At 39.0% G+C, this 25,410-nt stretch carries 23 protein-coding genes and 1 tRNA gene; 15 read left to right on the plus strand and 9 right to left on the minus strand.

Annotation, left to right across the window (positions count from 1 at the left end; translation table 11 throughout):
* The first annotated feature begins 35 nt into the window (after positions 1 to 35).
* The 5 genes from ACFQZX_RS16960 to ACFQZX_RS16980 are packed head-to-tail and all read left to right on the plus strand — an operon-like array spanning position 36 to position 4,777.
* Positions 36 to 485 (plus strand): low molecular weight protein-tyrosine-phosphatase, encoded by a 450-nt coding sequence (locus ACFQZX_RS16960; protein ID WP_377117605.1) that lies wholly within the window; start codon positions 36 to 38, stop codon positions 483 to 485.
* Between the two features lie 2 nt (positions 486 to 487).
* Positions 488 to 880, plus strand: a complete 393-nt coding sequence (locus ACFQZX_RS16965; RefSeq protein WP_377117607.1) for a hypothetical protein — start codon at positions 488 to 490, stop codon at positions 878 to 880.
* An 11-nt stretch (positions 881 to 891) separates the two neighbouring features.
* Positions 892 to 1,380 carry a DUF3347 domain-containing protein gene (locus ACFQZX_RS16970; protein WP_377117609.1) on the plus strand — a complete coding sequence of 163 codons (489 nt, stop codon included), beginning with the start codon at positions 892 to 894 and terminating at the stop codon, positions 1,378 to 1,380.
* Between the two features lie 7 nt (positions 1,381 to 1,387).
* Positions 1,388 to 1,852 (plus strand): DUF2059 domain-containing protein, encoded by a 465-nt coding sequence (locus ACFQZX_RS16975; RefSeq protein ID WP_377117611.1) that lies wholly within the window; start codon positions 1,388 to 1,390, stop codon positions 1,850 to 1,852.
* Positions 1,853 to 1,912: 60 nt separating this feature from the next.
* Entirely contained in the window at positions 1,913 to 4,777 is a 2,865-nt protein-coding gene (locus tag ACFQZX_RS16980; RefSeq protein ID WP_377117613.1) for a M16 family metallopeptidase, read from the plus strand.
* A 44-nt stretch (positions 4,778 to 4,821) separates the two neighbouring features.
* On the opposite strand, the gene ACFQZX_RS16985 is transcribed toward ACFQZX_RS16980, so the two are convergent.
* Positions 4,822 to 5,469, minus strand: coding sequence for a hypothetical protein (locus ACFQZX_RS16985; protein WP_377117615.1), 648 nt, complete (start codon positions 5,467 to 5,469; stop codon positions 4,822 to 4,824).
* A gap of 76 nt (positions 5,470 to 5,545) precedes the next feature.
* Here ACFQZX_RS16985 and ACFQZX_RS16990 point away from each other — a divergent pair, with 76 nt between their 5' ends.
* Complete coding sequence (locus ACFQZX_RS16990; RefSeq protein ID WP_377117617.1) at positions 5,546 to 8,134, plus strand: ligase-associated DNA damage response DEXH box helicase; 2,589 nt, start codon at positions 5,546 to 5,548, stop codon at positions 8,132 to 8,134.
* Positions 8,135 to 8,144: 10 nt separating this feature from the next.
* Here the strand turns inward: ACFQZX_RS16990 and ACFQZX_RS16995 are convergent, their stop codons facing one another.
* Genes ACFQZX_RS16995 through ACFQZX_RS17005 form a run of 3 tightly spaced genes read right to left on the minus strand, consistent with a single transcriptional unit; the run spans position 8,145 to position 10,528 of the window.
* The gene (locus ACFQZX_RS16995; RefSeq protein WP_377117619.1) at positions 8,145 to 8,966 is read right to left on the minus strand and encodes an MlaD family protein; all 822 of its coding nucleotides are present in this window, start codon (positions 8,964 to 8,966) and stop codon (positions 8,145 to 8,147) included.
* On the minus strand, positions 8,963 to 9,748 hold the full coding sequence (locus ACFQZX_RS17000) for an ABC transporter ATP-binding protein (RefSeq protein ID WP_377117621.1): 786 nt from the start codon (positions 9,746 to 9,748) through the stop codon (positions 8,963 to 8,965). The genes ACFQZX_RS16995 and ACFQZX_RS17000 overlap by 4 nt, the downstream gene beginning before the upstream one ends.
* Positions 9,749 to 9,751: 3 nt before the next feature.
* On the minus strand, positions 9,752 to 10,528 hold the full coding sequence (locus tag ACFQZX_RS17005; protein WP_377117623.1) for an MlaE family ABC transporter permease: 777 nt from the start codon (positions 10,526 to 10,528) through the stop codon (positions 9,752 to 9,754).
* 436 nt (positions 10,529 to 10,964) lie between these two features.
* Between ACFQZX_RS17005 and ACFQZX_RS17010 the strand changes: the two genes are divergently transcribed.
* The 5 genes from ACFQZX_RS17010 to ACFQZX_RS17030 all read left to right on the plus strand — a co-directional run bounded on the left by ACFQZX_RS17010 (position 10,965) and on the right by ACFQZX_RS17030 (position 17,399).
* Positions 10,965 to 11,642 (plus strand): NAD(P)H-binding protein, encoded by a 678-nt coding sequence (locus tag ACFQZX_RS17010; RefSeq protein WP_377117625.1) that lies wholly within the window; start codon positions 10,965 to 10,967, stop codon positions 11,640 to 11,642.
* The gene (locus tag ACFQZX_RS17015) at positions 11,639 to 13,504 is read left to right on the plus strand and encodes an ABC-F family ATP-binding cassette domain-containing protein (RefSeq protein ID WP_377117627.1); all 1,866 of its coding nucleotides are present in this window, start codon (positions 11,639 to 11,641) and stop codon (positions 13,502 to 13,504) included. The genes ACFQZX_RS17010 and ACFQZX_RS17015 overlap by 4 nt, the downstream gene beginning before the upstream one ends.
* A 1-nt stretch (position 13,505) precedes the next feature.
* The gene (locus tag ACFQZX_RS17020; RefSeq protein ID WP_377117629.1) at positions 13,506 to 13,754 is read left to right on the plus strand and encodes a CBU_0592 family membrane protein; all 249 of its coding nucleotides are present in this window, start codon (positions 13,506 to 13,508) and stop codon (positions 13,752 to 13,754) included.
* Between the two features lie 26 nt (positions 13,755 to 13,780).
* Positions 13,781 to 15,643 (plus strand): tRNA uridine-5-carboxymethylaminomethyl(34) synthesis enzyme MnmG, encoded by a 1,863-nt coding sequence (mnmG, locus tag ACFQZX_RS17025; protein ID WP_377118613.1) that lies wholly within the window; start codon positions 13,781 to 13,783, stop codon positions 15,641 to 15,643.
* A gap of 115 nt (positions 15,644 to 15,758) precedes the next feature.
* Positions 15,759 to 17,399, plus strand: a complete 1,641-nt coding sequence (locus ACFQZX_RS17030; protein ID WP_377117631.1) for an Ig-like domain-containing domain — start codon at positions 15,759 to 15,761, stop codon at positions 17,397 to 17,399.
* On the opposite strand, the gene ACFQZX_RS17035 is transcribed toward ACFQZX_RS17030, so the two are convergent.
* On the minus strand, positions 17,389 to 17,901 hold the full coding sequence (locus tag ACFQZX_RS17035; protein WP_377117633.1) for a gamma carbonic anhydrase family protein: 513 nt from the start codon (positions 17,899 to 17,901) through the stop codon (positions 17,389 to 17,391). The two genes, ACFQZX_RS17030 and ACFQZX_RS17035, sit on opposite strands and share 11 nt — an antisense overlap.
* A 74-nt stretch (positions 17,902 to 17,975) precedes the next feature.
* On the opposite strand from ACFQZX_RS17035, the gene ACFQZX_RS17040 reads away from it, so the two are divergent.
* Positions 17,976 to 18,048, plus strand: a tRNA-Gly gene (locus tag ACFQZX_RS17040).
* Positions 18,049 to 18,050: 2 nt separating this feature from the next.
* Here ACFQZX_RS17040 and nadB read toward each other — a convergent pair.
* The gene (nadB, locus tag ACFQZX_RS17045) at positions 18,051 to 19,643 is read right to left on the minus strand and encodes an L-aspartate oxidase (RefSeq protein ID WP_377117635.1); all 1,593 of its coding nucleotides are present in this window, start codon (positions 19,641 to 19,643) and stop codon (positions 18,051 to 18,053) included.
* 408 nt (positions 19,644 to 20,051) lie between these two features.
* Between nadB and nadA the strand changes: the two genes are divergently transcribed.
* A complete protein-coding gene (gene nadA / locus ACFQZX_RS17050) occupies positions 20,052 to 21,044 on the plus strand; it encodes a quinolinate synthase NadA (RefSeq protein WP_377117637.1) in 993 nt (330 codons plus the stop codon).
* A 9-nt stretch (positions 21,045 to 21,053) separates the two neighbouring features.
* A complete protein-coding gene (thiL, locus tag ACFQZX_RS17055) occupies positions 21,054 to 22,100 on the plus strand; it encodes a thiamine-phosphate kinase (RefSeq protein ID WP_377117639.1) in 1,047 nt (348 codons plus the stop codon).
* Positions 22,101 to 22,133: 33 nt separating this feature from the next.
* Here thiL and rmuC read toward each other — a convergent pair whose 3' ends face one another.
* The 3 genes from rmuC to ACFQZX_RS17070 are packed head-to-tail and all read right to left on the minus strand — an operon-like array spanning position 22,134 to position 24,061.
* The gene (gene rmuC / locus ACFQZX_RS17060; RefSeq protein ID WP_377117641.1) at positions 22,134 to 23,501 is read right to left on the minus strand and encodes a DNA recombination protein RmuC; all 1,368 of its coding nucleotides are present in this window, start codon (positions 23,499 to 23,501) and stop codon (positions 22,134 to 22,136) included.
* 59 nt (positions 23,502 to 23,560) lie between these two features.
* Positions 23,561 to 23,797, minus strand: coding sequence for a hypothetical protein (locus ACFQZX_RS17065; RefSeq protein ID WP_377117643.1), 237 nt, complete (start codon positions 23,795 to 23,797; stop codon positions 23,561 to 23,563).
* Positions 23,798 to 23,800: 3 nt separating this feature from the next.
* Positions 23,801 to 24,061: a hypothetical protein gene (locus ACFQZX_RS17070; protein ID WP_377117645.1), complete on the minus strand. Its 261-nt coding sequence runs from the start codon at positions 24,059 to 24,061 to the stop codon at positions 23,801 to 23,803.
* Between the two features lie 164 nt (positions 24,062 to 24,225).
* Here ACFQZX_RS17070 and hflX point away from each other — a divergent pair, with 164 nt between their 5' ends.
* Positions 24,226 to 25,410, plus strand: coding sequence for a GTPase HflX (gene hflX, locus ACFQZX_RS17075; protein WP_377117647.1), 1,185 nt, complete (start codon positions 24,226 to 24,228; stop codon positions 25,408 to 25,410).

Below are 25,410 nucleotides of genomic sequence, written 5' to 3' on the forward strand. Positions count from 1 at the left end.
AACTAACCCTTTAATCAACTATTCATTATTGCACTATGAAAATTTTAATGGTTTGCCTGGGCAACATCTGCCGTTCGCCGCTGGCAGAAGGTATTATGCAGCACCTGGCTGATAAAGCCGGATTGAACTGGACGGTTGACTCTGCAGGAACCGGCAACTGGCATGTAGGCGAAGCGCCGGATAAGCGATCTATAAAGGCCGCGCTGGAACAAGGGATAGACATCAGTAAACAAGTTTGCCGCTTGTTTACGGTAAGCGATTTTGATACGTTCGACCTGATACTGGTAATGGACAAAAGTAATCTTACAAATGTATTATCACTTGCACGCAACAACGCCGACCGCAATAAAGTGAAACTACTGCTTGGTGATAAAGTTGTGCCGGATCCCTATTGGGATGATACCCAATTTGCACCCGTCTTTAAACTGATAGAAGAGGGTTGTAAGGAAATCATTAGTCAGTATGCACATAAACAGGATAGTTAATTATGAACACTAAAATAATCATGGCTGCAAGTGCCTTATTTTTGGCATTAACAGGCATGGTACTTACATTTTTCCCCCAGGAAATACTTACCTATTTGGATGCCGGAACAAACGTTTATTTTAAGTTGAGCATTCAACTAATCGGAGCACTTTATTTTGCCTTTGCAATAGTAAACTGGATGGCAAAAGGGAATATTATTGGGGGTATTTATAACAGGCCAATGGTTATGGGCAACCTGGCGCACTTTTTTATTGGTGGCATGGCTGTAACTAAAGCTTTGCTGGCTTCGGCGCTGCCTGGCTTGTTTTGGATTTTCGCCGGCCTTTATTTGAGGTTCGCCATCTTATTTGCTATATTGTTTAACCGCCACCCAACTGAAAATCAATTAAACTAATTAGTTAATACATGAAAATGTTAGTCTTAAGCTTCATTCTTTTTATTTCAATATCAGCAAAAGCGCAAAATGCCAGGGTTGATAAGATAGCCGAATCATACATAGCTTTAAAGAACGCATTGGTTGCAAGTAATGCTATCTTGGCAAAAAGCCGTTCCGCAGAATTATTATCCGCTTTATCATCGCCTATAACTAACCTTAAGCCAGCTCAGCAAAAGCAGGCTGCTGCCTACCTGGAAAAATTAAAGTTTGATAGTCGTCACATCAGTCAAACCACCGAAATAGACCGTCAGCGCGAGCATTTTGAAAGCCTTTCAAAAAATCTGTATACACTGTTCTCGGGCTTAAAGCTTAACAGCCACACGCTTTACCAGCAATATTGTCCCATGAAAAAAGCATCGTGGTTAAGCGAAACAGAAGAAATACGTAACCCATATTATGGTGATGATATGCTGGAGTGCGGTAAAATAACTGCCACTTTAAATAGTGTGGGTAAATAATAATACGATGAAAATAAAACTAACACTGGTAGCTGTCCTTTTTTGCCTGGCCGCCAAAGCCCAAACCACACCTAATATTACCCCGGCACATTTAAAAGCGGCCGAAGATGTGTTGAAAGCATCGCATGCCGATTCGCTTTTTAAAGAGAATATGGCAACCATGCTAAAACAGGCAAGTAATAATCTTCCGGAAGAAAGGCGGGCAAAGTTTATAGAAGTGATGAACCAGTTTGTTGCCAAATATGTAAGCTGGGATATTTTAAAAGATCAGTTAGCTGTAACTTATGCTAAAGAGTTCACTATTACTGAGCTAAAAGGGCTTGCGGCTTTTTACAATACCCCTGTAGGTAAAAAGTTTATTATAAAACAACCGCTATTGGTAAAAACAGGCGCCGACCTTGGGCAGCAGCTGGTGCAAAGCCACCAGGTAGAATTACAGCAAATGATGCAGGATGCTTTTAAAGATCAATAATATAATTTGTAACTAAGATATTCGTTTAGCATCTTAGTAAAATATTCCTTTAATTAAACTATGATTTTTAACAAAACGTTGTCTGTTGCCGCATTGGCGCTGATAATAGCTGCCGGTAGCGCAGATGCGCAGGTTAAAAAAAGGGCCCCAAAGCCATCCCCCAAGAGCAAACCTGTACCTGCAGCCCTTCAAATTGCCGGGAAAGCGCTTCCTGTTGACCCCAATGTGCTTATTGGTAAACTGCCTAACGGATTAACTTATTACATAAGGCATAACGAGCAGCCCCAAAACCGGGCCGAACTTTACCTTGTAAACAAAGCCGGCTCTATCTTAGAGACTGATGCACAACAAGGGTTGGCTCACTTTACCGAGCACATGGCCTTTAACGGCACTCGTGATTTCCCGAAAAATGAATTGGTCAATTACCTTCAAAAATCGGGCGTAAAGTTTGGTGCCGATCTTAATGCATATACCTCTTTTGATGAAACCGTTTACCAGTTGCCTTTGCCTACAGACAGTGCCGCTGTTTTTGAAAAAGGGTTTAACATACTGGCCAACTGGGCAGGATATGTAACTTTTGATGCAACAGAAATTGACAAAGAACGCGGCGTTGTTTTGGAAGAAGAACGTATGAGGGGTAAGAACGCACAGGAAAGGTTAAGTTTACAAACCCTTCCTGTTTTGTTAAACAACTCCAGATATGCTTCGCGGTTACCCATTGGTAAGGAGGAAATTCTTAAAAGCTTTACCCCCGAAACAATAAAAGGCTTTTATAGTGATTGGTACCGCCCGGATATGCAAGCGGTTGTTGCCGTTGGCGACTTTGATGTTCAACGGGTTTTGGAGCTTATAAAGAAAAACTTCTCTGGCTTGAAAAACCCGGCCGCAGAAAAGCCTCGGCCAGAATATAACGTTGCCCCCTCCCCAGGTACAGTTGTTAAAATAGCAACAGATAAGGAGTTTCCATATACCATGGCCCAGATTGTTGTGAAGCATCCACAAGTAATAGTAAAAACAGAACAGGGCTATATGCAAAATGTGCGTAACACTTTGTTTAATTATATGCTTAACCAACGCCTGGCCGAGTTACAACAAAAGCCCGATCCTGCGTTTTTGTATGCCCGCACTACTTATGGGCCTATGTTAGGTAAGTTAGATGCTTTTTCATCTATAGTAGTTGCAAAATCTGGCGGACTTGAACAGGCATTTAAAACTGTTGTGGCCGAAACCGAGCGTGCCCGTAAATTTGGTTTTACTTTAACTGAGTTTGAGCGCGCTAAACAGGCCGCACTTGCAGGTATGCAAAACGCGTATTATGAAAAAAATAAAACTAACTCTGCCAGCTACGTACGCGAGTACCAGCAAAACTTTTTAACCGGCGAGGCCATCCCTGGGATTGAGTTTGAGTTTAACTATTATGTATCGAACATTAATAAAATAACACTTGAGCAAATGAATGCGCTCGCAGGCAAATTCATTAGCGATCAAAACCGCGTGATAATTGTAGAAGGCCCGGAAAAAGATAAAGATCAACTTCCGGACGAAAAAACAGTACTATCATGGGTGAACACGGCCGGAGCTAACCTTACACCCTATGTGGATAATGTTACCAGTAAGCCATTGATGGAAAAAGCACCAGAGGCCGGTAAAATAGTGGCTGAAGCGCAGGATGAAGCATTGGGTACCACCCTGCTAACCTTGTCAAATGGTGTAAAAGTTATTCTTAAGCCTACCGAATTTAAAAATGATCAGATATTGATAAATGGTTACAGTTTTGGTGGCACATCCCTGGCCAGCGACAACGATTATATGGCTGCCAGCTTAGCGGCATCTATAATAGGCAGTAGTGGCATATCTGAATTTAACCAGGGCCAGTTAGATAAAATGCTTGCCGGGAAAACGGTAAATGTATCCCCATATATAACAGATTATTCACAGGGAATAAGGGCAAGCTCGTCTCTGCAGGATCTGGAAACTGCCATGCAGCTTATATACTTATATTTTACATCTCCACGCAAAGATGCCGATATATGGCAAGGCAACATCAATCAAACCAAGTCCATATTGGCAACCCGCAATCTTGTGCCAGGTAGCGTATATCAGGATACCCTTTCTGCCGTACTTAGTAACTATAATTTCAGAGGGATGCCTGCAACCGTTGAGCGTTTAAATTCGGCAAGCCTTGATAAAGCTTTCAGTTTTTATAAAGACAGGTTTGCTGATGCATCCGGTTTTACATTTGTATTGGTAGGCTCATTTAATGCCGATCTTATCAGGCCAATGTTAAATACTTACCTGGGCTCGTTACCGTCAACCAATAAAAAGGAAACCTATAAAAATCTGGGCATACACCCTGCACCCGGACAGATCAATAAAACCGTTTATAAGGGAATAGACGATAAAGCTAATGTGCAGCTTATATACAGCGGCAATTATACTTTTAATGAAGCCAATAATATTCAGATGGACGCTTTGGAAGAAGTGCTGAATATTAAACTTGTTGAGCGCCTGCGGGAGCAGGAAAGCGGCATTTATGCGCCTGGAGTAAAAGCAAATTATACTAAAAATCCCGAAGGCAGGTATACGGTTACAATAGCATTTACCTGTGCTGCAGCAAATGTTGACAAACTGGTTGCTGCTACGCTTGATGAGATTAATAAGATTAAGCAAAAAGGCGCCGAACCTGGCGACATCCAGAAATTTGTAGCCGAAGAAGCTCGTTCAACGCAAGTTCAGCTTAAGCAAAATGTTTCCTGGCTGGGCTTATTATTATCAGCATCTCAAAATGGCGAAGATCCTGATGCGATATTAACTCATGTCAAAAACCTGGATCAGATAACAGTACAAAGTACCAAAGAAACAGCCAATAAGTATTTAAATAACACCAACATGGCAAAGGTGATACTAATGCCGGAAAAGAAATAACGTTAGTTTAATTCATCAGGCTGCCAGCCGGTAGCCTGATGAATTTATTGTGCTTGCTTTACTGTATCAAAAAATGCCATGTATGCTGGCAACGCCGTTTTACCCTTTTCATGTACCATTATGCCGGTAATTGTGCCACTACGGTCGGCATCAAATGCAATTCCTGAAGCAGCATCATCAAAAATATTCCGTTCGCTATTGTTAACAGTAAAGGCCCCTACTTTCCTTAACTTATATACCGCCTCTGCATTTTTTAATAATACCCCTGTATATAGTTTGGTATTTATCTTAAATGCTGGCGAACTTATACGGATATCCTTCACTCGTGCCGTATCATCATTACCCATATCACGCGAAAAAAACATATGGGTGGCATATCCTTTTTTGTTATGATCAGCATACCAGACAGAAACACTTTTTCCCATTGCCGCATCGCCGCCATCTGGCTGTCCTAAACGCTTGATCACATTTTCGCTGCTTTCATTTAAAGCGGTTTGCCCAAGGCTCACTCCGGGCACAATCAGCTGGGCTAATGGGACAGAATTGTCTCCTGGAAGATCTGTATTTGCAGTATCAGTTGTTTGCTGTGTGTTATTAACGCTGTCTGTTTTTTCATTATCAGCGGCCTTATCCCTTTGCTTGCAGGCCAGAAAAGTAAGCGCTATAATGGGTACAATTATATATCTATGCATTTTCATCGGCTATAACATTTTGTTTATTTTACGGTTGTAGTATAACTAACAACTTAATATTTTGTTGCATCGGTAAATGATATCTGCAGGCCAAAAAGTAATACAACAATGGTATAAACAAAAAAACTGGAAGCAGTTTCCCTTTCAAAAAGAAATGGAAGAGGTATACCTTTCCGGTTATTCTGGCTTACTTAATGCCCCTACGGGTAGTGGTAAAACTTATGCTTTGTTTTTACCCTTTCTGGCAGATTATATCAATAAAAACCCTGATACTTATCAGACTCAAAAGAATAATGGCCTGCTGATGCTTTGGATAACGCCTTTGCGTGCGCTGACAAACGATATCAGAAAAGCCATGCAGGAGGCCTGCGATGAAATTGGCCTGCCATGGCGCATCATGACGCGCACCGGAGATACCTCTGCAGCAGATAAAGCTGCTCTTAAAAAGAAATTGCCCGAAGTATTATTAACTACCCCGGAAAGCCTTCACCTGATGCTTGCACAAAAGGAATATGCTAAAGTATTTAAAGGTTTACAAGTATTGGTATGCGATGAGTGGCACGAGTTATTAGGAACAAAACGCGGTGTACAGGTAGAACTTGGCCTTACCCGACTTAAAGGGCTTGCTGCGGCAGACAAAGAACAGTTAATTGCAGGCAGTAAACAAGAAGGCCAACTGTCAACCGCAAACCGCAAACTAAAAATCTGGGGTATAAGTGCTACCATTGGTAACCTGGAACAAGCGGCAGAAGTGTTGCTTGGCAATGACTTCCCACCAGAACAGGTAAAGATGGTTAGGGCTAATGTTGATAAAAAATTGCTAATTGAATCTGTCATCCCAGAGAGTATAGAAAATTATTCCTGGGCAGGGCACATTGGAGTTAAATTGTTACCACAAGTAATGGATATTGTGGCAAAAAGTAAAACAACCCTCATCTTTACCAATACCCGTTCCCAGTCTGAAATATGGTATCATGCTATTATTGATAATTACCCGGAATATGCCGGCATTATGGCCATGCACCATGGGTCGTTAGATAACGAATTACGTAATTGGGTTGAACAAGCCTTGCACGCAGAGGCCTTAAAGCTGGTTGTATGCACATCCAGCCTTGACCTTGGGGTTGATTTTCGCCCGGTTGATACTGTGATACAGGTAGGCAGCCCTAAGGGTGTCGCACGCTTTATGCAGCGCGCCGGCCGCAGCGGACACCATCCGGGGGCAATCTCAAAAGCTTATTATGTGCCAACGCACTCGCTGGAGCTTTTAGAAGGAGCGGCCCTGAAAAGCGCCATCAAAAAGGGTGTATTTGAAAGTCGCGACCCAATGCTGCTTACTTACGATGTGCTGATACAGTATATGGTTACCCTGGCGGTATCAGATGGCTTCAGGGCTGACGATTTATATCAGGAAATTAAAACATCTTTTGCCTTTGCCGACCTGCGAAGAGAGGAATTTAATCAACTGCTCGACTTTATTGTTAATGGCGGCAAAACACTTGCGCAATACGACGAGTTTTTGAAGGTTGAGGTTGAAAATGGCCTTTTCAAAGTAAACAGCCGCCGGGTTGCAATGCGGCATAGGTTAAGTATTGGTACTATTACCAGCGAGCTCAGTATAAGAGTAAAATGGCTTAGTGGTGGCAGCCTTGGTACCTTAGAGGAAGGCTTTATAGCTAAGCTTAAACCGGGTAATACTTTTTGGTTTGCAGGCCGCAGCCTGGAATTTGTTAAAGTAAAAGATATGACTGCTTACGTTAAAAAATCAAAGGCTCAGAAGGGTTTAATTCCCAGCTGGGCCGGTGGGCGTATGCCGTTATCCTCGCAGTTATCAGCGGTTTTTAGGGATAAGTTAGATGAAGTAGCTAATGGAATTGAAACCGACATTGAGGTTAAAGAATTAAAGCCCTTGTTTGACCTACAGGCAAAATTATCTCACTTACCTCAAAGCCATGAATTTTTGATTGAGTCTTTCGAATCACGAGAAGGGCATCACCTTATCTTTTATCCGTTTGAGGGTCGGCTGGTTCATGAGGGTATGGCATCATTACTGGCATATCGCATCTCCAGGATCAAACCAGCCAGCTTTTCTATTGCCATGAATGATTATGGCTTTGAATTACTTACCGATGAGGATATCCCTATTGAAGAAGCGCTAGAAGACGTCGCCTTTTTTTCGATAGAAAACCTGATTGAAGATATACAGCACAGCCTTAACGCCAATGAAATGGCACGGCGTAAATTCAGGGATATTGCTCATATAGGCGGCCTGATATTTACAGGCTATCCTGGACAGCAGATAAAAAATAAACACTTGCAGGCTTCTACGTCTTTGCTTTTCGAAGTTTTCAATGAATATGAACCGGATAATCTTTTAGTACGGCAGGCTTATAACGAAGCCCTTGCATTTCAGTTAGAGGAGTTTAGGTTAAGGGCCGCATTACAACGTATAAGCAGCCAAAATATCATCTTAAAAACCATTGAACGGCCCACTCCTTTTTCTTTTCCCATAATGGTGGATAGCCTTGGTCGCGAGCGCCTCACAACAGAATCATTAGAAGATCGCATTGCCCGTATGGCCCGCCAGTACGATGTTGACGATAATGCAGAAAGGCCCGCCCCCCGATCACGCAAAACCGGTATACTAAGAAAAAAGGGCTTTTGAGCCCTTTCCGTTAATTATTATTTTTCGCCTTTTCTTTTGCTTCTTTTTCAGCCCGCTCCTGCGCTTCTTTTTTTGCCTTTTCACGTTCTTTTTGTGCTTTTTCTTTAGCCTCTTGTATCTTCTTCAGCGAATCTCGCTTGGCTTTTTCTTTCTTTTTAAAAAACCCTTTTAACAAAAAGTTACTTTGAGCAGCTTTAAGGTCTTCGTTTAACGTAGCTGTTGTTGCATGAACTCCTTTTATTGTCTTTCTGGCTTGTTTAACCGTTCCTTCAAGGTCTTCAGCAATCTGTTCATTATTCAGCAGCCGGCCAATGCTTCCTTTGCCATTGTTTATTTTGTTAACGATAGATGCTAATCCGCCGGTTACAGCCTCCGCATTATCAGCCACCTTTGTAAGCTTATTTATTACCTTGTCCACATCTATAGGGTTAACCGTATTCAGTTTATTGCCCTCTGCTACTTCGGTATTGCTTGATATCCCTCCAGGTGCTATTACCACAAGTTTATCACCCATCAAACCATCACTGCCAATACTCATCTTCGAGTCGGTTTTAATAAACTTTTTAACTGAATTATTTAACGTCAGGTCCACCCTTACCGAACTGTCATTGACTATGTTGATGGATTCTACTACACCTACATTTATACCGGCAAAACGTACGTTGTTTCCTACTGTAAGCCCGCTTACATTTCGGAATATGCCATATACTTTAAATGTAGAACTGAACATACTTTTTTGATTGCCGATATAGAATACGGCTAAAAACAAGATCACAAAGCCTATAACGGTAAACAATCCTATCTTTATTTTTTGAGATGATGTGGTTTTCATTTGGTTTGATTAAAAAAAGATCTTATAAAATCATCGTCCGACTGTTGTAATTCGTCGTAAGTGCCCTCGGCAATGTATTTTCCATTGTCCATTATCACCACCCTATCTGCCGTAATTTTTGCGCATTCCATGTCGTGAGTGATGATTATAGATGATGTTTTATATTTTTTCTGCATGTGCAATATCAATTCGCTTATTTCACGGGATGTGATCGGATCGAGCCCGGTAGTGGGTTCATCATATAACATAATTTCAGGTTTCATGATCAACGTGCGTGCAAGCCCGGCTCTTTTGCGCATCCCTCCCGAAAGATCTGACGGCATCTTATCTATTGCCTCGGCAAGCCCTACGCCATCAAGTACCTCTTCTACCAGTTGATCAATCTCCTGCTGATCGGTCATTTTTTTGATGCGTGTAAGCGGAAACTCCATATTTTCCCTAACGGTCATCGAATCATATAGTGCGCCACTCTGAAATAAGAATCCGATTTTCGTACGAAGCTCTTTCAATTCAGTATCATTCATTTGAGCCACATCATCACCAAACACCTTGACCGTACCGCTGTCGGGCGTTAAAAGGCCTACAATACATTGTATGGTTACAGATTTGCCTTGTCCGGATTTGCCCAGCACTACTACGTTCTCCCCACGTTTAAGCTGCAGATTAATGTCTTTTAATACCTCTTTACTACCAAAAGACTTGGCTATATGATCAATATCAACCACAACCTCGCTTTTATCAACAGGCTTTCGATTACTAATATTTATTTCTGCCGGCTCCATATATTACCTGTAAAATAAAATGCTGGTGATCTGTACTGCTACGGCATCAATTACAAATATCCATAGTGATGCAGTTACCACTGCTGAGTTGGCTGCAAGGCCCACACTTTCTGTTCCCTTATTAGAGTTATACCCCTTGTAGCATCCTACAAAGCCAATAGCAAAACCAAAAAATATGGTTTTAATCACCGCTGGCAGCAAATCCATAAACTCCAGTGATGAAATGCACTTTGTAAAATAAAGCGAAAAAGATATATCATCTGTAAAATTTAATGCCAGGTAACCACCAAATAAACCGATTGCGTCACCAATCAGGGTAAGCAAAGGCACCATAAAAGCGGTTGCCAGCACACGGGTTACTACCAGGTACTGCAAAGGGTTGGCACCTGATACTTCCATGGCGTCTATCTGCTCGGTAACCTTCATACTCCCCAATTCTGCACCTATACCTGATGCAACCTTTCCGGCACAGATAATGGCAATTATTACGGGGCCAATTTCCCGTACAAATGACACTGCAAGCGTTTTTGGCAGCATGCTTTCGGCACCCAGTTCAAGCAAAGATGGCCTTAACTGTAAAATAAGTACCAATCCCATAATAAAGGAGGTAATACCAACCAGCATCATTGATCGGTAACCTATTTCATAACACTGCCGTACAAACTCCGACCATTCAAATCCCCCTCTGAATATATTCCGGAAAAAGTGTTGGAAAAAAGTCCCCTGCTCTCCAATGCCTTCCAGCCATTTTTTATACCCGGTTAATGCCTGTTCTGCCATAAGTAATTAATTATATGCTGGTTATAAACAAAGTAGTAGTCAATTGTTTTACAAACCCGAATATTTCGGAATAAGTTTATATCATAGGTAACCCTATTACCACAAGACTGCACTTTATATTGGTTTATATTGAAAAAATCTTTATAATAAACAACAAGTGCCTATCTTTTGTTTAAAGCTAACCCTTCATGTTTTTACTTCTCCTTAATAAACTGCTTAAGCTTATTTAACATACTTATAGACTAAATTAACAGTTGAGCGCATACTCTTATGCGAATGCTGATATTCTAATAGTGTAAGCACTACTATATTTTCCCTAAAAAAATTTAATTATTATATCAGGAATGATAAAGATTATAGTGCGGGTGACATAATAATGCTAAATAAAGCATGTTTAAACTTATAAGCCTTATTTCCTATTATATATTGCGTATTTTTGCCAGTTAAAGCAAGCGTTATGGCACATAAAGCAATTATAGCAGGTGCGAGCGGACTTATCGGCAGCAGTTTATTAGATATACTACTCCAACAGCCGCAATATGATGAAGTTTTAATTTTGGTTCGTAAAGAGTTAGACATCAACCATCATAAGTTAATTCAACTGGTTATCAATTTTGATGAATTAGAAAAACATGCTGCTGCCATAACCGGTCATGCTATTTTTAGCTGCTTAGGTACAACAAGGGGAGAAACGCCTGATAATAAACAACATAGAAAGATTGATCATGATTATCCTTTGTTACTTGCACAATTAGCTAAGCAAAATGGCGTTAAACATTTTCACTTGATTAGTGCTGTTGGCGCTAACCGGTTATCTACTAACACATACCTTAAATTGAAAGGTGAAGTTGAACATGACATTGAATTAGTTGGCCTATCGGTACTGCATATTTACGAGCCGGCCATGCTGATTGGTAAAAGGAAAAAACCAAGATTAGCAGAGCAAATTTTTGGCGGAATATTCAAAATAATTGATCCTCTACTTATTGGCAGCCTTAAAAAGTACCAAAGCGTTAAGGCCGAAACCCTTGCTTATGCTATGTTTAAAAAGTCATTAGATGATACTGAAGGTACATTTATACACACAACAGATAAAATAAAAAAGATAAAGTGAGTACTTATATATCGGCTGAAAATTTAGGCCATTCATTTCATGATAATTGGTTATTTAAAAACATAACCATCGGCATTAACCGTGGTAGGCGCGTTGCATTAGTGGGCATTAACGGTGCAGGTAAAAGTACACTGTTAAAAATTCTTTCCGGAAGCTTAAAGCCTACAGAAGGTAAAGTAGCCCAGGCAAGAGATTTGAATATAGGCTACCTGGAACAAGACCCCTATTTTAAAGGAGCGGTCACCATAAGCGATTATATATTCCACGCAGATAACAAGCAGCAACAGCTTATCCGGCGGTATGAAGAATTGCTCGAAAACGACCCGGAGAATTTAAAAGCGTTGGATAAGGTAATGGAGGAGATGAGTGAGATAGATGCCTGGGAATATGAATATAAAATAAAAACGATTTTAGGGAGACTTGATATACACCAGCTTAATCAACACATCAATACGCTTTCAGGCGGGCAAAAGAAAAGATTGGCTTTAGCTAAACTTTTAATTGAAGACCCGGAAATTTATGTTTTAGATGAGCCTACCAATCATCTTGATATAGATACTATTGAATGGCTTGAAAAATTACTTACTGAAGGTAGCAAAACAATTTTAATGGTTACCCACGACCGTTACTTTCTGGACAATGTTTGTAATGAAATTTTAGAGATCGATAAAGGTAAAATCATTCCTTATGCTGGCAATTATGCCTATTATCTTGAAAAGAAAGCTGAACGCGAAGCTGCTGATCAAGCTGCATTTGAAAAGAACTCCAACCTTTTAAGAAAAGAACTGGAATGGATGCGCCGCCAGCCTAAAGCACGTGGAACAAAATCTAAATCAAGGATAGATGCATTTTATGATTTGGAAGCTAAAACAAAAAATAATGGGCCTAAACAAAATGTGGAGCTAAGTGTAAAAACAGCACGTCAAGGCAATAAAATAATGGAACTTCACCATGTAAGTAAAGGCTTTGGTGACCGTACATTTGTAAACAACTTTGATTACACATTCAAAAAAGGTGACCGTATAGGTCTTGCAGGCCGAAATGGCAGTGGTAAATCAACCCTGCTTAACTTAATAACGGGCTTACTGTCGCCCGATTCGGGTGAGATCATAAAAGGTGAAACAACTGTTATAGGCTATTTTAACCAGGCAGGGCTTGCTTTTAAAGAGGATGACAGGGTTATTGATATTGTAAAGAACGTTGCAGAATTTATTACCATGGCAGATGGTAAAACTATCTCCGCATCTGCCCTGCTTACATTATTTCTATTCCCTCCTGCTAAGCAATATGGAATGGTCGCTAAATTAAGTGGCGGCGAAAAGAAACGCCTTCATTTAATGAGCATCCTGATGAAAAATCCAAATTTTTTAATATTGGATGAACCCACTAATGACTTAGATATAGATACTTTAAATGTATTAGAAGAGTTTTTAGGTAACTATCCCGGTATATTAATGCTGGTATCACATGACAGGTATTTGCTGGATAAAATGACTGAGCAATTATTCATTATGGAAGATGGTGGGAATATCAGGGTATATAATGGCAATTATTCATCTTACCGCTTAGATTTAGAGGAAAGCAAACAACAAAGCAAGCAAACTTCAACACCGCAAAACACACACCAATCCACTGTTAAAAAGAATAAGCTAAGCTTTAAAGAAGAGAAAGAATTAGAAACTCTTGAAAAGGAAATTATAGATTTAGAGGATCAAATAAATTCTGTTAGTAATCATTTAAATACAAATAATATTGAATCAAGTAAACTCATTGAATTAACGCAACAAATAAGTGAGTTAACTACGATATTAGATACCAAGACAACAAGATGGATGGAATTAACTGAACTTAAAGAAGCTTAATATGAAAGAATCAGATATACTTGCTTCTATTGGTGTCATAATTCTATTAATAGCGTTTGTATTAAATTTATTTAAAAAACTGCCAGCTCAATCACGATTATATAGCGCTTTAAATTTCATTGGTGCTGCAATATGTTGCTATTCTTCGTTTTTAATTAAGTTTTACCCATTTGTTGTACTGGAAGCTATCTGGGCAACATTTGCTTTATATTCTATATTGAATGTTCCACGTGGAACAACTAACAATTGATGTTCCACGTGGAACATGGAGGTAATATGTTTAATAAATACAATGTGATAGTAGTAGGCGCTGGCCATGCTGGTTGCGAAGCAGCTGCTGCTGCTGCAAATTTGGGTTCATCGGTATTACTGATAACCATGAACATGGGCACTATAGCTCAAATGAGTTGTAACCCTGCTATGGGTGGGGTTGCTAAAGGGCAAATAGTGCGCGAGATAGATGCTTTAGGTGGTTATTCAGGTATAATTACTGATAAAACATCACTGCAATTTAGAATGCTTAACCGTTCCAAAGGCCCTGCTATGTGGAGTCCACGTGCACAAAGCGATCGTATTCGTTTTGCAGAAGAATGGAGGATAGCCCTGGAAAAAACACCTAATGTTGACTTTTGGCAGGATACAGTAACATCTTTATTAATAAAAAATAACACTGTTGTTGGTGTAAAAACCTCAATTGGAGTAGAAATAGAAGCAGATGCAGTTGTTCTTACGAATGGTACGTTTTTAAATGGTATAATACATATTGGTGAGAAAAAATTTGGTGGAGGACGTACAGGAGAAAAAGCTGCAACCGGACTAACTGAGCAATTGGTTTCGTTAGGTTTTGAAGCCGGTAGGATGAAAACCGGGACCCCGCCACGCGTAGATGGCCGTAGCTTAAATTATCATTTGATGGAAGAACAATGGGGGGATGAGGAAAGAGGTCGTTTTTCATTTACTAATGTTCCATTAGCTACAGACCAAAGGTGCTGTTGGATTACTTACACAAATGCAGCTGTGCATGAAACTTTAAAGGAAGGTTTCGAAAAGTCGCCAATGTTTACAGGCCGTATTAAAGGTTTAGGGCCTCGATACTGCCCTTCTATAGAGGATAAGATAAATAGATTTGCAGAGCGCGACCGACATCAAATATTTGTAGAGCCTGAAGGATGGAATACGGTAGAAATATATGTAAATGGCTTTTCAACTTCATTGCCAGAAGATGTTCAATATAAAGCACTAACTCAAATACCGGGTTTTGAAAAAGCCAAGATGTTCAGACCTGGTTATGCAATTGAGTACGACTTCTTCCCTCCTACTCAATTAAGCTTAACATTAGAAACTAAACAGATCAGTAATTTATATTTTGCAGGGCAGATAAATGGTACTACCGGGTATGAAGAAGCTGCCTCGCAAGGTTTCATTGCCGGGATTAACGCTCATCAAAAAATAAACGATAAGCACGAACTTATTCTAAAAAGGTCTGAATCTTATATAGGTGTATTAATTGATGATTTAGTAACTAAGGGTACGGAAGAACCATACCGGATGTTTACTTCCAGGGCAGAGCACAGGTTATTACTTCGTCAGGATAATGCAGATATCAGGTTAAGCCCTATAGGCTATGAATTAGGATTAATTAATGAAGAACGATTAGCTAAAGTAAATGATAAAATCAAAAATTCTGATGATATCGTTGCTTATACAAAAGCAAAAAGTATTGAACCCGGCTTAGTGAATGGAATGTTAGAAGCATTAGGAACATCAGCAATTAATCAGAATACCAAACTATTTAATTTACTAAGCCGTCCACAATTAGGCTTCAATCAATTAAAACAAGTAGATAACTCATTACAAGACTTATTAAGCCAATATGATAAAGAAACTATTGAACAGGCAGAAATAAAAATAAAGTATGAAAGTTACTTTTTAAAAGAAATGGAAATTGTTGAGAGGATGAAAAAAATGGAAGACCGTGAGATCAATCCTGAATTTAATTATCACCAATTAGTTTCCCTTTCAAAAGAAGCCCGTGAAAAATTGATGCGTATAAAACCACGTACATTAGGCCAGGCTTCAAGGATATCAGGTGTTTCACCTTCAGATATTTCAGTTTTAATGGTTCATGTGTCAAGATAATATATAAATATCTATAAATCAATTGTTTATAAAATATCTTGTTTAATGCAATATTTTTAAAATTTAATATCAATATTCAAAAAAAACAATAAGTTGCTTATATCGCCTAAAAACAATGTCAAATCAAAAATCAGTGTTTTTAAATAAAAATTTCTTCCTTGTCATAGCATTATTCCTTGTATATGGTTGTGCAAGTATACAAAGGCCACAGGGTGGGCCCCGGGATCTCACTCCTCCAAAGCTATTGAAAGCAACTCCGGAGAATATGACAAGAAATTTCAATGCTAAACAAATACGCCTTGAATTTGACGAGTTTTATAAGTTGAGCAATCAATATCAGGAAATAACAATCAGCCCAACTCAGGAAAAGCAACCTGAATATAATATCAACAGAAAAAACCTGATCATCGAATTTAAGGATACCTTACAAAAAAACACAACTTATGTGATTAATTTTGGTAAAGCTATACAAGATGTAAATGAAAGCAATGTACTTAAAAACTTTACTTACGTTTTTTCTACAGGGCCACACATAGATTCGTTAAGCATGTCTGGCAATGTTGTGAATAGTACAACCAATGAGAAAGAAAAGGAAGCTACTGTAATGATATTTCCTATCTCACAGGATTCCTTACTTTTCGGCAAAAAGAAACCATCCATATTTACTACTACTGATTCTTCGGGAAATTTTTCATTGAACAATCTCCATGAAGGTACTTATCGCATCTATGCCTTAAAAGAGGCAAGCCCCGATAAGATATTTAATAATGATGCCGAATTGATAGCTTTTTCTAATAAACCAATAGTATTGAATAAGGATACTTCAAATATTAAACTTAGCTTGTTTAAGCAAATACCAGATAACTTTAGAGTTACTGAAAAGAAGTTTAATAATGATGGCACTATTTCAATTGTATTTAACAGGAGGTTAGAAAAACCATCTTTAAAGATTTTATATCCACCAAACCTTGATAATCAGAAAATAGTAGAGTATAATAAAACGCTTGATAGTGGTAAGGTGTATATGAGGAATATGGATTTTGACTCGTTAAGTGTAGCTATCCTGGAAAATAATAAGCCATTAGATACTATTTATCAGCGCAAAGGAAGAAAGGAAAGCTTTGTCAGAAACTTGGTATTCAAATACAATTTGAACAGGGATGGGCGCTTAAAACCAGGTAACGATTTGCACATAACTGCCAATTTACCTATTGAAAGCTATGAACAAGGTTTAATTACATTGTCTGAGGATTCTGTTAATGTAACGTATAATTTAACAAAAGATACAGCAGATATTAAAAGCGTATATGTAAAATACAGATTTAGGCCAGGCAGAAAATATCAATTATTAATAAACGAGTCGGCTTTTACAGATATCTACGGTGATAAAAATAAAAAAACAGGGATCCCATTTGAAGCAGACAAACCTGAAAACTATAGTACACTAACCTTAAAGGTAACTGTGCCAGATACATCTAAAAGTTACGTAGTTGAATTACTTGATGCTCAAAAAGTTGTTCTACGTTCAGACGCAATAACAAAAACCACATCCTTAACCTATAAAGGTTATTTGACAGGTAAATACAATGTAAGGGTGGTATATGACCGTAATAAAAATGGCAGATGGGATAGCGGTAATGTAAAACAACGCTTGCAACCAGAAAATATTTGGATATATGATAAGGAAATAACTTTAAGACCTAACTGGGAAGCCGAAGAGCCAATATCCGTCCCAAAGGAACCTGTTACTCCTTAAACCATCCAGAATACATGATATAATTTTGCGGTAGCCGCTGTAATAAAGCCTTTTGCTCATGGGTAAGAGGCTTTATTTTTTTTGCCGGTGATCCTGCATATAAGAAACCTGATTCGCAAACTGTTCGCTCCAAGACAACAGATCCGGCGCCTATTATAACATATTCTTCTATCACTGCATCATCCATCACAATAGCACCCATACCTATTAAAACATTATCCTTTAATGTACAACCATGTACAATGGCATTATGGCCAATAGAAACATTGTTGCCAATGTTAGTAGGCGACTTTAGATAAGTAGCATGTATACAAACATTATCCTGGATATTCGTATTATCCCCAATCTTAATATAATGTACATCGCCACGTATAACGGCATTAAACCAAACTGAACAGTTATCGCCAATAACAACATCTCCAACAATTGTAGCATTAGGTGCTATAAAACATTCATCCCCTAATTGCGGAAACTTATCTTTTACAGGTAGTATTACAGGCATTACTTATTGGGTTATTAATTGAAATTATTGATTAATGATTGCAGTACTTTTACTATGTTTGATCTATTATATAAGCGGAAATAGCTCAGTTGGTAGAGCATCAGTTTCCCAAACTGAAGGCCGCGGGTTCGAATCCCGTTTTCCGCTCTTTAAAACACTGTATCTTCTAAAACTTGTTGATGTTCCGGGTAATCGGTTGTATAATGTAACCCCCTGCTTTCCTTACGCATCATGGCCGACTTTACTACAATATAAGATACCTGTATCAAATTCCGCAGTTCGCAAAGTTTAACGGATAGCTTTGTCTTTTTATAAAAATCTTCGGTTTCTTCATATAATAAACGCAACCTGCGCATCGCCCTATCCAAACGAAAATCTGAGCGTACTATACCTACGTAATCATTCATCAGCTTTTGCATTTCCCGGATATTATGGGTAACCAGAATATCCTCATTTGAAAGCTGCACCCCCTTTTCATCCCAGTCGGGAATGTTTTCAGGTACTGTTAATGTATCGAAATTACCAACAGCATCTTCATAAATCCGGTGAGCAAAAACCAACGCCTCTAACAAAGAATTAGAGGCCAGGCGGTTAGCACCATGTAAACCTGTAGAAGAACATTCACCACAGGCGTATAAGCGGTTAATAGAGGATTTGCCCTGATGATCCACTAAAACTCCACCACACATATAATGGCAGGCAGGTGCAACAGGTATCATATCCTTGGTCATATCTATACCCATCTCCATGCACTTGGCATAAATATTAGGAAAATGCTGTAGGATGTCTTCTTTCTTTTTATGCCGTACATCAAGATAAACAAAATCTTCCCCCGACTTTTTTATCTCTGCATCAATAGCCCTTGCAACAATATCACGCGGTGCAAGTGATTTACGCTCATCATACTCCTGCATAAATTCTTCACCATTAGTACGCTTTAAAATGCCGCCGAAGCCGCGTACCGCCTCAGATATTAAAAATGACGGATGTTCACCAGGATTATATAACGCGGTTGGATGAAACTGAATAAACTCCATATTACGAACCTTACCCTTAGCCCTATACACCATCGCTACACCATCGCCGGTTGCAATCACAGGATTCGTGGTTACCGAATAAATATGCCCGGCACCACCAGATGCCATTACTGTAATCTTGGAGAGTATTTTTTCTACATGATTTGTTTCAGTGTTGAAAGCATATATACCATAACATTGAATATCATCAGAAGAACGATCTACAAACTGCCCTAAATGGTGTTGCGTTATCAAATCAACGGCGAAGTAATGGGTTAAAATTTCGATATTCGGGTCCCGATGTATTTCTTCCAATAAGGCTCGCTCTATTTCAAAACCAGTAATATCTTTATAATGTAGTACCCTGAACTCTGAATGGCCTCCTTCTTTTGCCAAGTCATAAATGCCTTCATTGGTCTTGTCAAAGTTGGTTCCGTAATCAATAATTTCACGAATCCGCTCCGGCCCTTCTTTAACTACCGCTTCTACAACTAACGGATCGCAAAGTCCATCACCCGCAATAAGGGTATCATTTATATGCTTTTCAAACGAATCTTCTTTTTTATCCACAACCACTGCTACACCCCCCTGGGCATACTTAGTGTTGCTTTCATCTTCATTTGCCTTTGTAACTATCAGAACCTTACCATGCTTTGCAGCCTTAAGTGCAAAACTCAATCCGGCAATACCCGACCCGATAACAAGGAAATCAACATTTCTGGTCATGCTTTGTATATGTATTGTGTAAAATTAGGTTTTATGTTAATAAGCGGTACAAAAGATGTTAAATTTGTGTAGGAAAAAAATAGATAAAATATCTTGCTTGTGGATAACCCTGAAAATTGAACTTTTGGATAGATTTTTTCAGCGAATTGTAAGACAGTTTAACAATGAAATTAACATTTTTACACACCTGCATTTATTAACAAATAACTATTTAAATAAAAACTTGTCTTTAATACCTCACTAAAAATCAATCAGATAAAAATGTAAAAGCTGTTTAATAATGTTAATAAAATTGGAAAAACAACTTTTAAAATAGCTCAGCTCAGTATTTTTTAACATAACTAACACTATAACAAACAATAGTTTTCTTTTATTTAAAAAAGAAGTTATTATTAATTGAATTGTTGAATGAATATCTTCGAAGAAATAAATGTGAAAGGTTTTGCCGACGAATACATTGATCCGTCACTTGATCTTTTTACAGAAATAGACAAACTTAAAAAAGAAAAAAATGCTGTTATACTGGCCCATTATTACCAGGAGGGAGATATACAGGATATTGCCGATTATATTGGGGATAGCCTGGGGCTTTCACAGCAGGCGGCCAAAACAGATGCAGATATTATTGTTTTTGCCGGCGTACACTTTATGGCAGAAACAGCCAAAATATTATCGCCAGATAAAAAGGTTTTGTTGCCGGATTTGAAAGCCGGGTGCTCATTAGCAGATAGTTGCCCGCCACATTTGTTTAAAAAATTTAAAGAGCAATATCCCGATCACCTGGTAATCACTTATGTAAATTGTACAGCCGAACTTAAAGCTTTAAGTGATATAGTTTGCACATCAAGCAATGCAGTGCAGATTGTGGAAAGTTTGCCAAAAGATCAGAAGATAATTTTTGGGCCTGACAGAAACCTTGGTGCATGGGTAGCTAAAAAGACAGGAAGGGATCTGGTATTATGGAATGGGGCTTGTATGGTCCATGAAATTTTCAGCCGCGAAAAAATAACTAAGTTAAAAGAGCGCTATCCAAATGCTAAAATTCTGGCACATCCTGAATGTGAAGAAGTTATTTTACAGATGGCAGATTATATAGGATCTACCACCGGTATATTGAAATATGCTACTAACAGCCCCGAAAAGGAATTTATTGTAGCGACAGAATCAGGGATTATGCACCAGATGGAAAAGGATAACCCGGATAAAACGTTTATTCCGGCGCCCCCTAATAATTTGTGCGCCTGTAACGATTGCCCGCACATGAAGCGTAATACGTTAGAGAAGTTATACTTATGCCTGAAAAATGAAATGCCGGAGGTTGAGGTACCTGCACATATTATTAAAGATGCTGTGAAACCTATTGAACGTATGTTGGAGATATCAGCAAGATTAGGTTTATAAGAAAATACAATGTTTGAGAACGAAGAAAAAACCAATTTAGAATCTTTAGGAGAATTTGGGCTGATAAGCCATCTTACCAAAAATATCAAGCTTGTACAAAAAAGCTCGGTTAAAGGCATTGGAGATGACGCGGCTGTATTGAACTACGAGGGAAAAAGAACATTGGTTTCAACAGATCTGTTGTTGGAAGGGATACATTTTGATTTAGCTTATACACCCTTAAAACATTTGGGATATAAAGCTATACAGGTAAACCTTAGCGATGTTTATGCCATGAACGGTACCGCAACGCAGGTTACGGTATCCATTGGCATGAGTAGTAAATTTCCGCTGGAAGCTATTGAAGAACTTTACGAGGGTATTTACCTGGCTTGTGGCCATTATAACGTTGACGTGATAGGCGGCGATACGTCTGCATCACGCCAGGGACTTGTTATCAGTGTAACCTCATTAGGGTATGCGGATGAAAAGGATATAGTATACCGCAATACTGCAGAAGAAGGCGACCTGATATGTGTTTCGGGAGATTTAGGTGGTGCTTACGTTGGTTTACAATTATTGGAGCGGGAAAAACTGATCTATCTTGAAAATCCGAATATCCAACCAGATCTGGAAGGTAAAGATTACATTGTAGAGCGACAGTTAAAGCCGGAAGCACGTAAGGATGTTATTGACTTGCTAAAAGAAATTGAAGTAAAACCAACTTCAATGATAGATGTGTCTGATGGTTTGGCTTCTGAAATTTTACATATATGCAAGCAAAGTAATAAAGGCTGCAAGTTATATGAAGAGAAAATCCCTATAGACCCGATGACTTATGAAACCGCCCGAGAGTTTGGCCTCGACCCTACTGTGTGCGCGTTAAGCGGTGGTGAAGACTATGAGCTCCTTTTTACTGTAAAACAAGCCGACTATGATAAAATTAAACATAAAATGGATATATCTATCGTAGGTTACATTACAGAACCAAACGAAGGATATAGCCTGATAACCAAATCTGGCAATATGCATGAAATAAAAGCACAGGGTTGGAACGCGTTTAAGAAAGAGGAATAATAACTGTTAACAGGTACTTTTAAGAGTAACCTGCTATAGTATTTCATCAATATATTTATTATCTATCTGCTTGTTGGCTTTAGCCCCTAACTTTTTAATTTTTTCAGCGGTAACAGTCAGGTTACCGCTGCCATCAACTAACTTGTTGAAAGCATTGTTGTAGGCGGTTTGGGTTTGGTTGATATTTTTGCCAATGCTTTCCATATCATTAACAAAGCCAACAAATTTATCGTACATAGTTCCGCTTAGGCGGGCTATTTCAAGTACATTTCGGTTTTGGCGCTCTTGTTTCCATATACTGGCAATAGTGCGTAACGTGGCTAACAAAGTACTTGGGCTTACTATTACTACCCGTTTGTCCCAGGCATCGCTGAACAATTCAGTATCCAGCTGAACGGCGAAACTAAAAGACGATTCAATCGGCAGGAAAAGCAATACAAAATCGGGTGAATTGATCTGATACAGATCATGGTAATTTTTTGATGATAAACCATGAATATGATTACGTATAGATTCGACATGGCTCTTTGAATAAAGTTTTCTCTCATCTTCTGTCTCGCAATTTACCAGCCGTTCATAAGCTATCAACGATACCTTCGAATCAATGATCAGGTGCTTATCATCAGGCAGATCTATGATTACGTCCGGCTGAAGCCTGCTCCCGTCTGCAGACGTTAAACTTGTTTGTATACGATATTCCTGATCTCGTACTAAACCACTGCGTTCCAATACCTTTTCAAGAATTACTTCGCCCCAGTTACCTTGTTTTTTATTATCCCCTTTAAGGGCGCGGGTTAAGTTAGAAGCTTCGGTACTAATGGTTTTATTAAGCTCCATCAGCTGGGTAATAACACCTTTTAAGGTATTCCGCTCGGCAGCTTCCATGTTGTAAACCTTATCCACCTTTTCTTCAAAAGATTTGATGTTTTCCTTTAGAGGCTTAATAATGGTATCTATATTAAACTTATTCAGGTCGCTGAATTCGCGTGATTTATCTTTAAGGAGTTTTTCAGCTATGTTTTCAAATTCTCTTTGAAAATGCAACCGGGTATTTTCAACTTCCTGTTTCTGCTCGGCTATTTTTTCCTGTTGCGCTTTAAAGTATGATCTGGAAGCTTCCAACGATTTATTGGCTTCCGCTAACTGCGTGCGTTCATAAAGTAACTCATCCTGAAGTCTTACTTTTTCGTCTTTCAGCAGTTGGGTGATATTTTCTTTTTCCTTTAAAATATTTTCTGCTTTTTCTTCGGCACGCGCAAGTGATATCTTAAGCGATTCATTTTCATTTTTTAGCGTCACAAAATCTACTTCAGAGATAGTACCGGCAGTTTTTTTCCTGGTGATAAAAAAAACTACAGCACCAGCAATAAACCCTATTATGATATAAACAGCCTCATTCATTTTGATAAAATATTTAGCAAAACGAATGTAGGTAAATTAATATTGCTAAAGAAAATAAGTTATTTATTGGTTTTTAAAGTATCCTTAGCCGGATTGTTATTGATAACACCATCTGCAGATGTATCCTGGCCACCGGTTTCTACAGGTGTCGCAGGGTATTTGCCACTATCGGCAGCTGTAGAGCCACCAACATGTACTTGTCCGGAGTCTGCAGAATCTGCTTTAGAATCATTACCTTTGCACGATGTAATACCAATACTAATAGCAACCAACAGGTATATCCAATACTTTTTCATTATTTATGGATTAGTTTTAAGGGTATCTACCGTGGGGTTGGTTGTACCTTTGCCATTACCGCTTGTATCTGTTCCGCCGGTACTTGCCGGAGTTGGCGACCCGGAGCCTGATGTAACACCAGTGTCTGATGCTGCGCCCGAGCTGCCAACATTAGTGGCACCCGAGTCGGCCTGTGCACCGCCTGTTTGCCCGGAAGAATTACCTTTACAGGAAACTATACTTACCGAGCCGGCAATCATCAGGTAAATTAAAAGCTTCTTCATAGAATGTTGAACTTATAATTAAGTACAAACAGTATTTATTATAGTTTTGATATGCTTTTAATTATATAGTAAAAGTTAAACCAATGTGAACATAAAGGACATATAAAGAGTTATGTTTTAAAGCAGTTTATTGCTGCTTAGTATCAATCAATAATCATTTTTAAATGAGACAAAAATATTATGATACTGCTGTGAAGCAGGAAAAAGTAGTGCTGGTTGGTGTGATCACGCCAAATGAAACCGAAGCACAGGAAAAGGAATACTTAGAAGAGTTAGAATTTTTAGTGGAAACTGCCGGAGGAAATACGGTTAAAACTTTCACTCAAAAATTAGTGCGGCCCGAACGTGCAACATTTGTTGGTACCGGGAAGCTTGAAGAAATAAAGGAATATGTAAAAGCCGAAGAAATAGATATAGTTGTGTTTGATGATGAACTATCACCATCGCAGCTGCGTAATATTGAAAATGAGTTACAGGTAAAAATTTTAGACAGAAGCAATCTCATACTGGATATTTTTGCCGGGCGTGCGCAAACCGCCCAGGCCAAAACACAGGTTGAACTTGCACAATTGCAATACCTGCTGCCACGCCTTACCCGTTTATGGACCCACCTTGAGCGCCAGAAAGGTGGTATTGGTATGCGTGGCCCGGGTGAATCGCAGATTGAGACAGACAGGCGTTTGATCCTGAATAAAATATCATTGCTTAAAGAACGCCTGAAACTGATTGACAGGCAGAATGAAACGCAGCGCAAAAACCGCCAGCAACTGATACGGGTGGCATTGGTGGGTTATACCAATGTTGGTAAATCAACCATTATGAATATGCTGTCAAAATCAGAAGTTTTTGCCGAGAACAAGTTGTTTGCTACACTTGATACAACGGTGCGGAAGGTGGTGATTGAAAATGTGCCTTTCCTGTTATCAGATACGGTTGGGTTTATCCGCAAACTACCCCATCATTTGGTTGAATGTTTTAAATCTACCTTAGATGAGGTGCGCGAAGCTGATATACTGGTGCATGTGGTTGATATATCACATCCGAATTTTGAGGACCAGATACGTACGGTAAATGAAACGCTGAAAGACTTGGGTGCTATAGATAAAACAATGATTACTGTTTTTAACAAAATAGATGCATTTAAGCCCGAACAGCACCACATTGACGTACAGGCCGAGCCATTGACCATTGACGATTTTAAACATAGCTGGATGGCTAAAAACAACAGCCCTGCCATATTTATTTCAGCTACACAAAAAGAGAACGTAGATGAATTTAGGAGTATGTTATACGATTATGTAAAAGCTGAGCATACGGCCAGGTACCCGTATGATAACCTTTTATATTAG

The organism is Mucilaginibacter litoreus, assembly GCF_042676805.1.
Classification (GTDB): domain Bacteria; phylum Bacteroidota; class Bacteroidia; order Sphingobacteriales; family Sphingobacteriaceae; genus Mucilaginibacter; species Mucilaginibacter litoreus.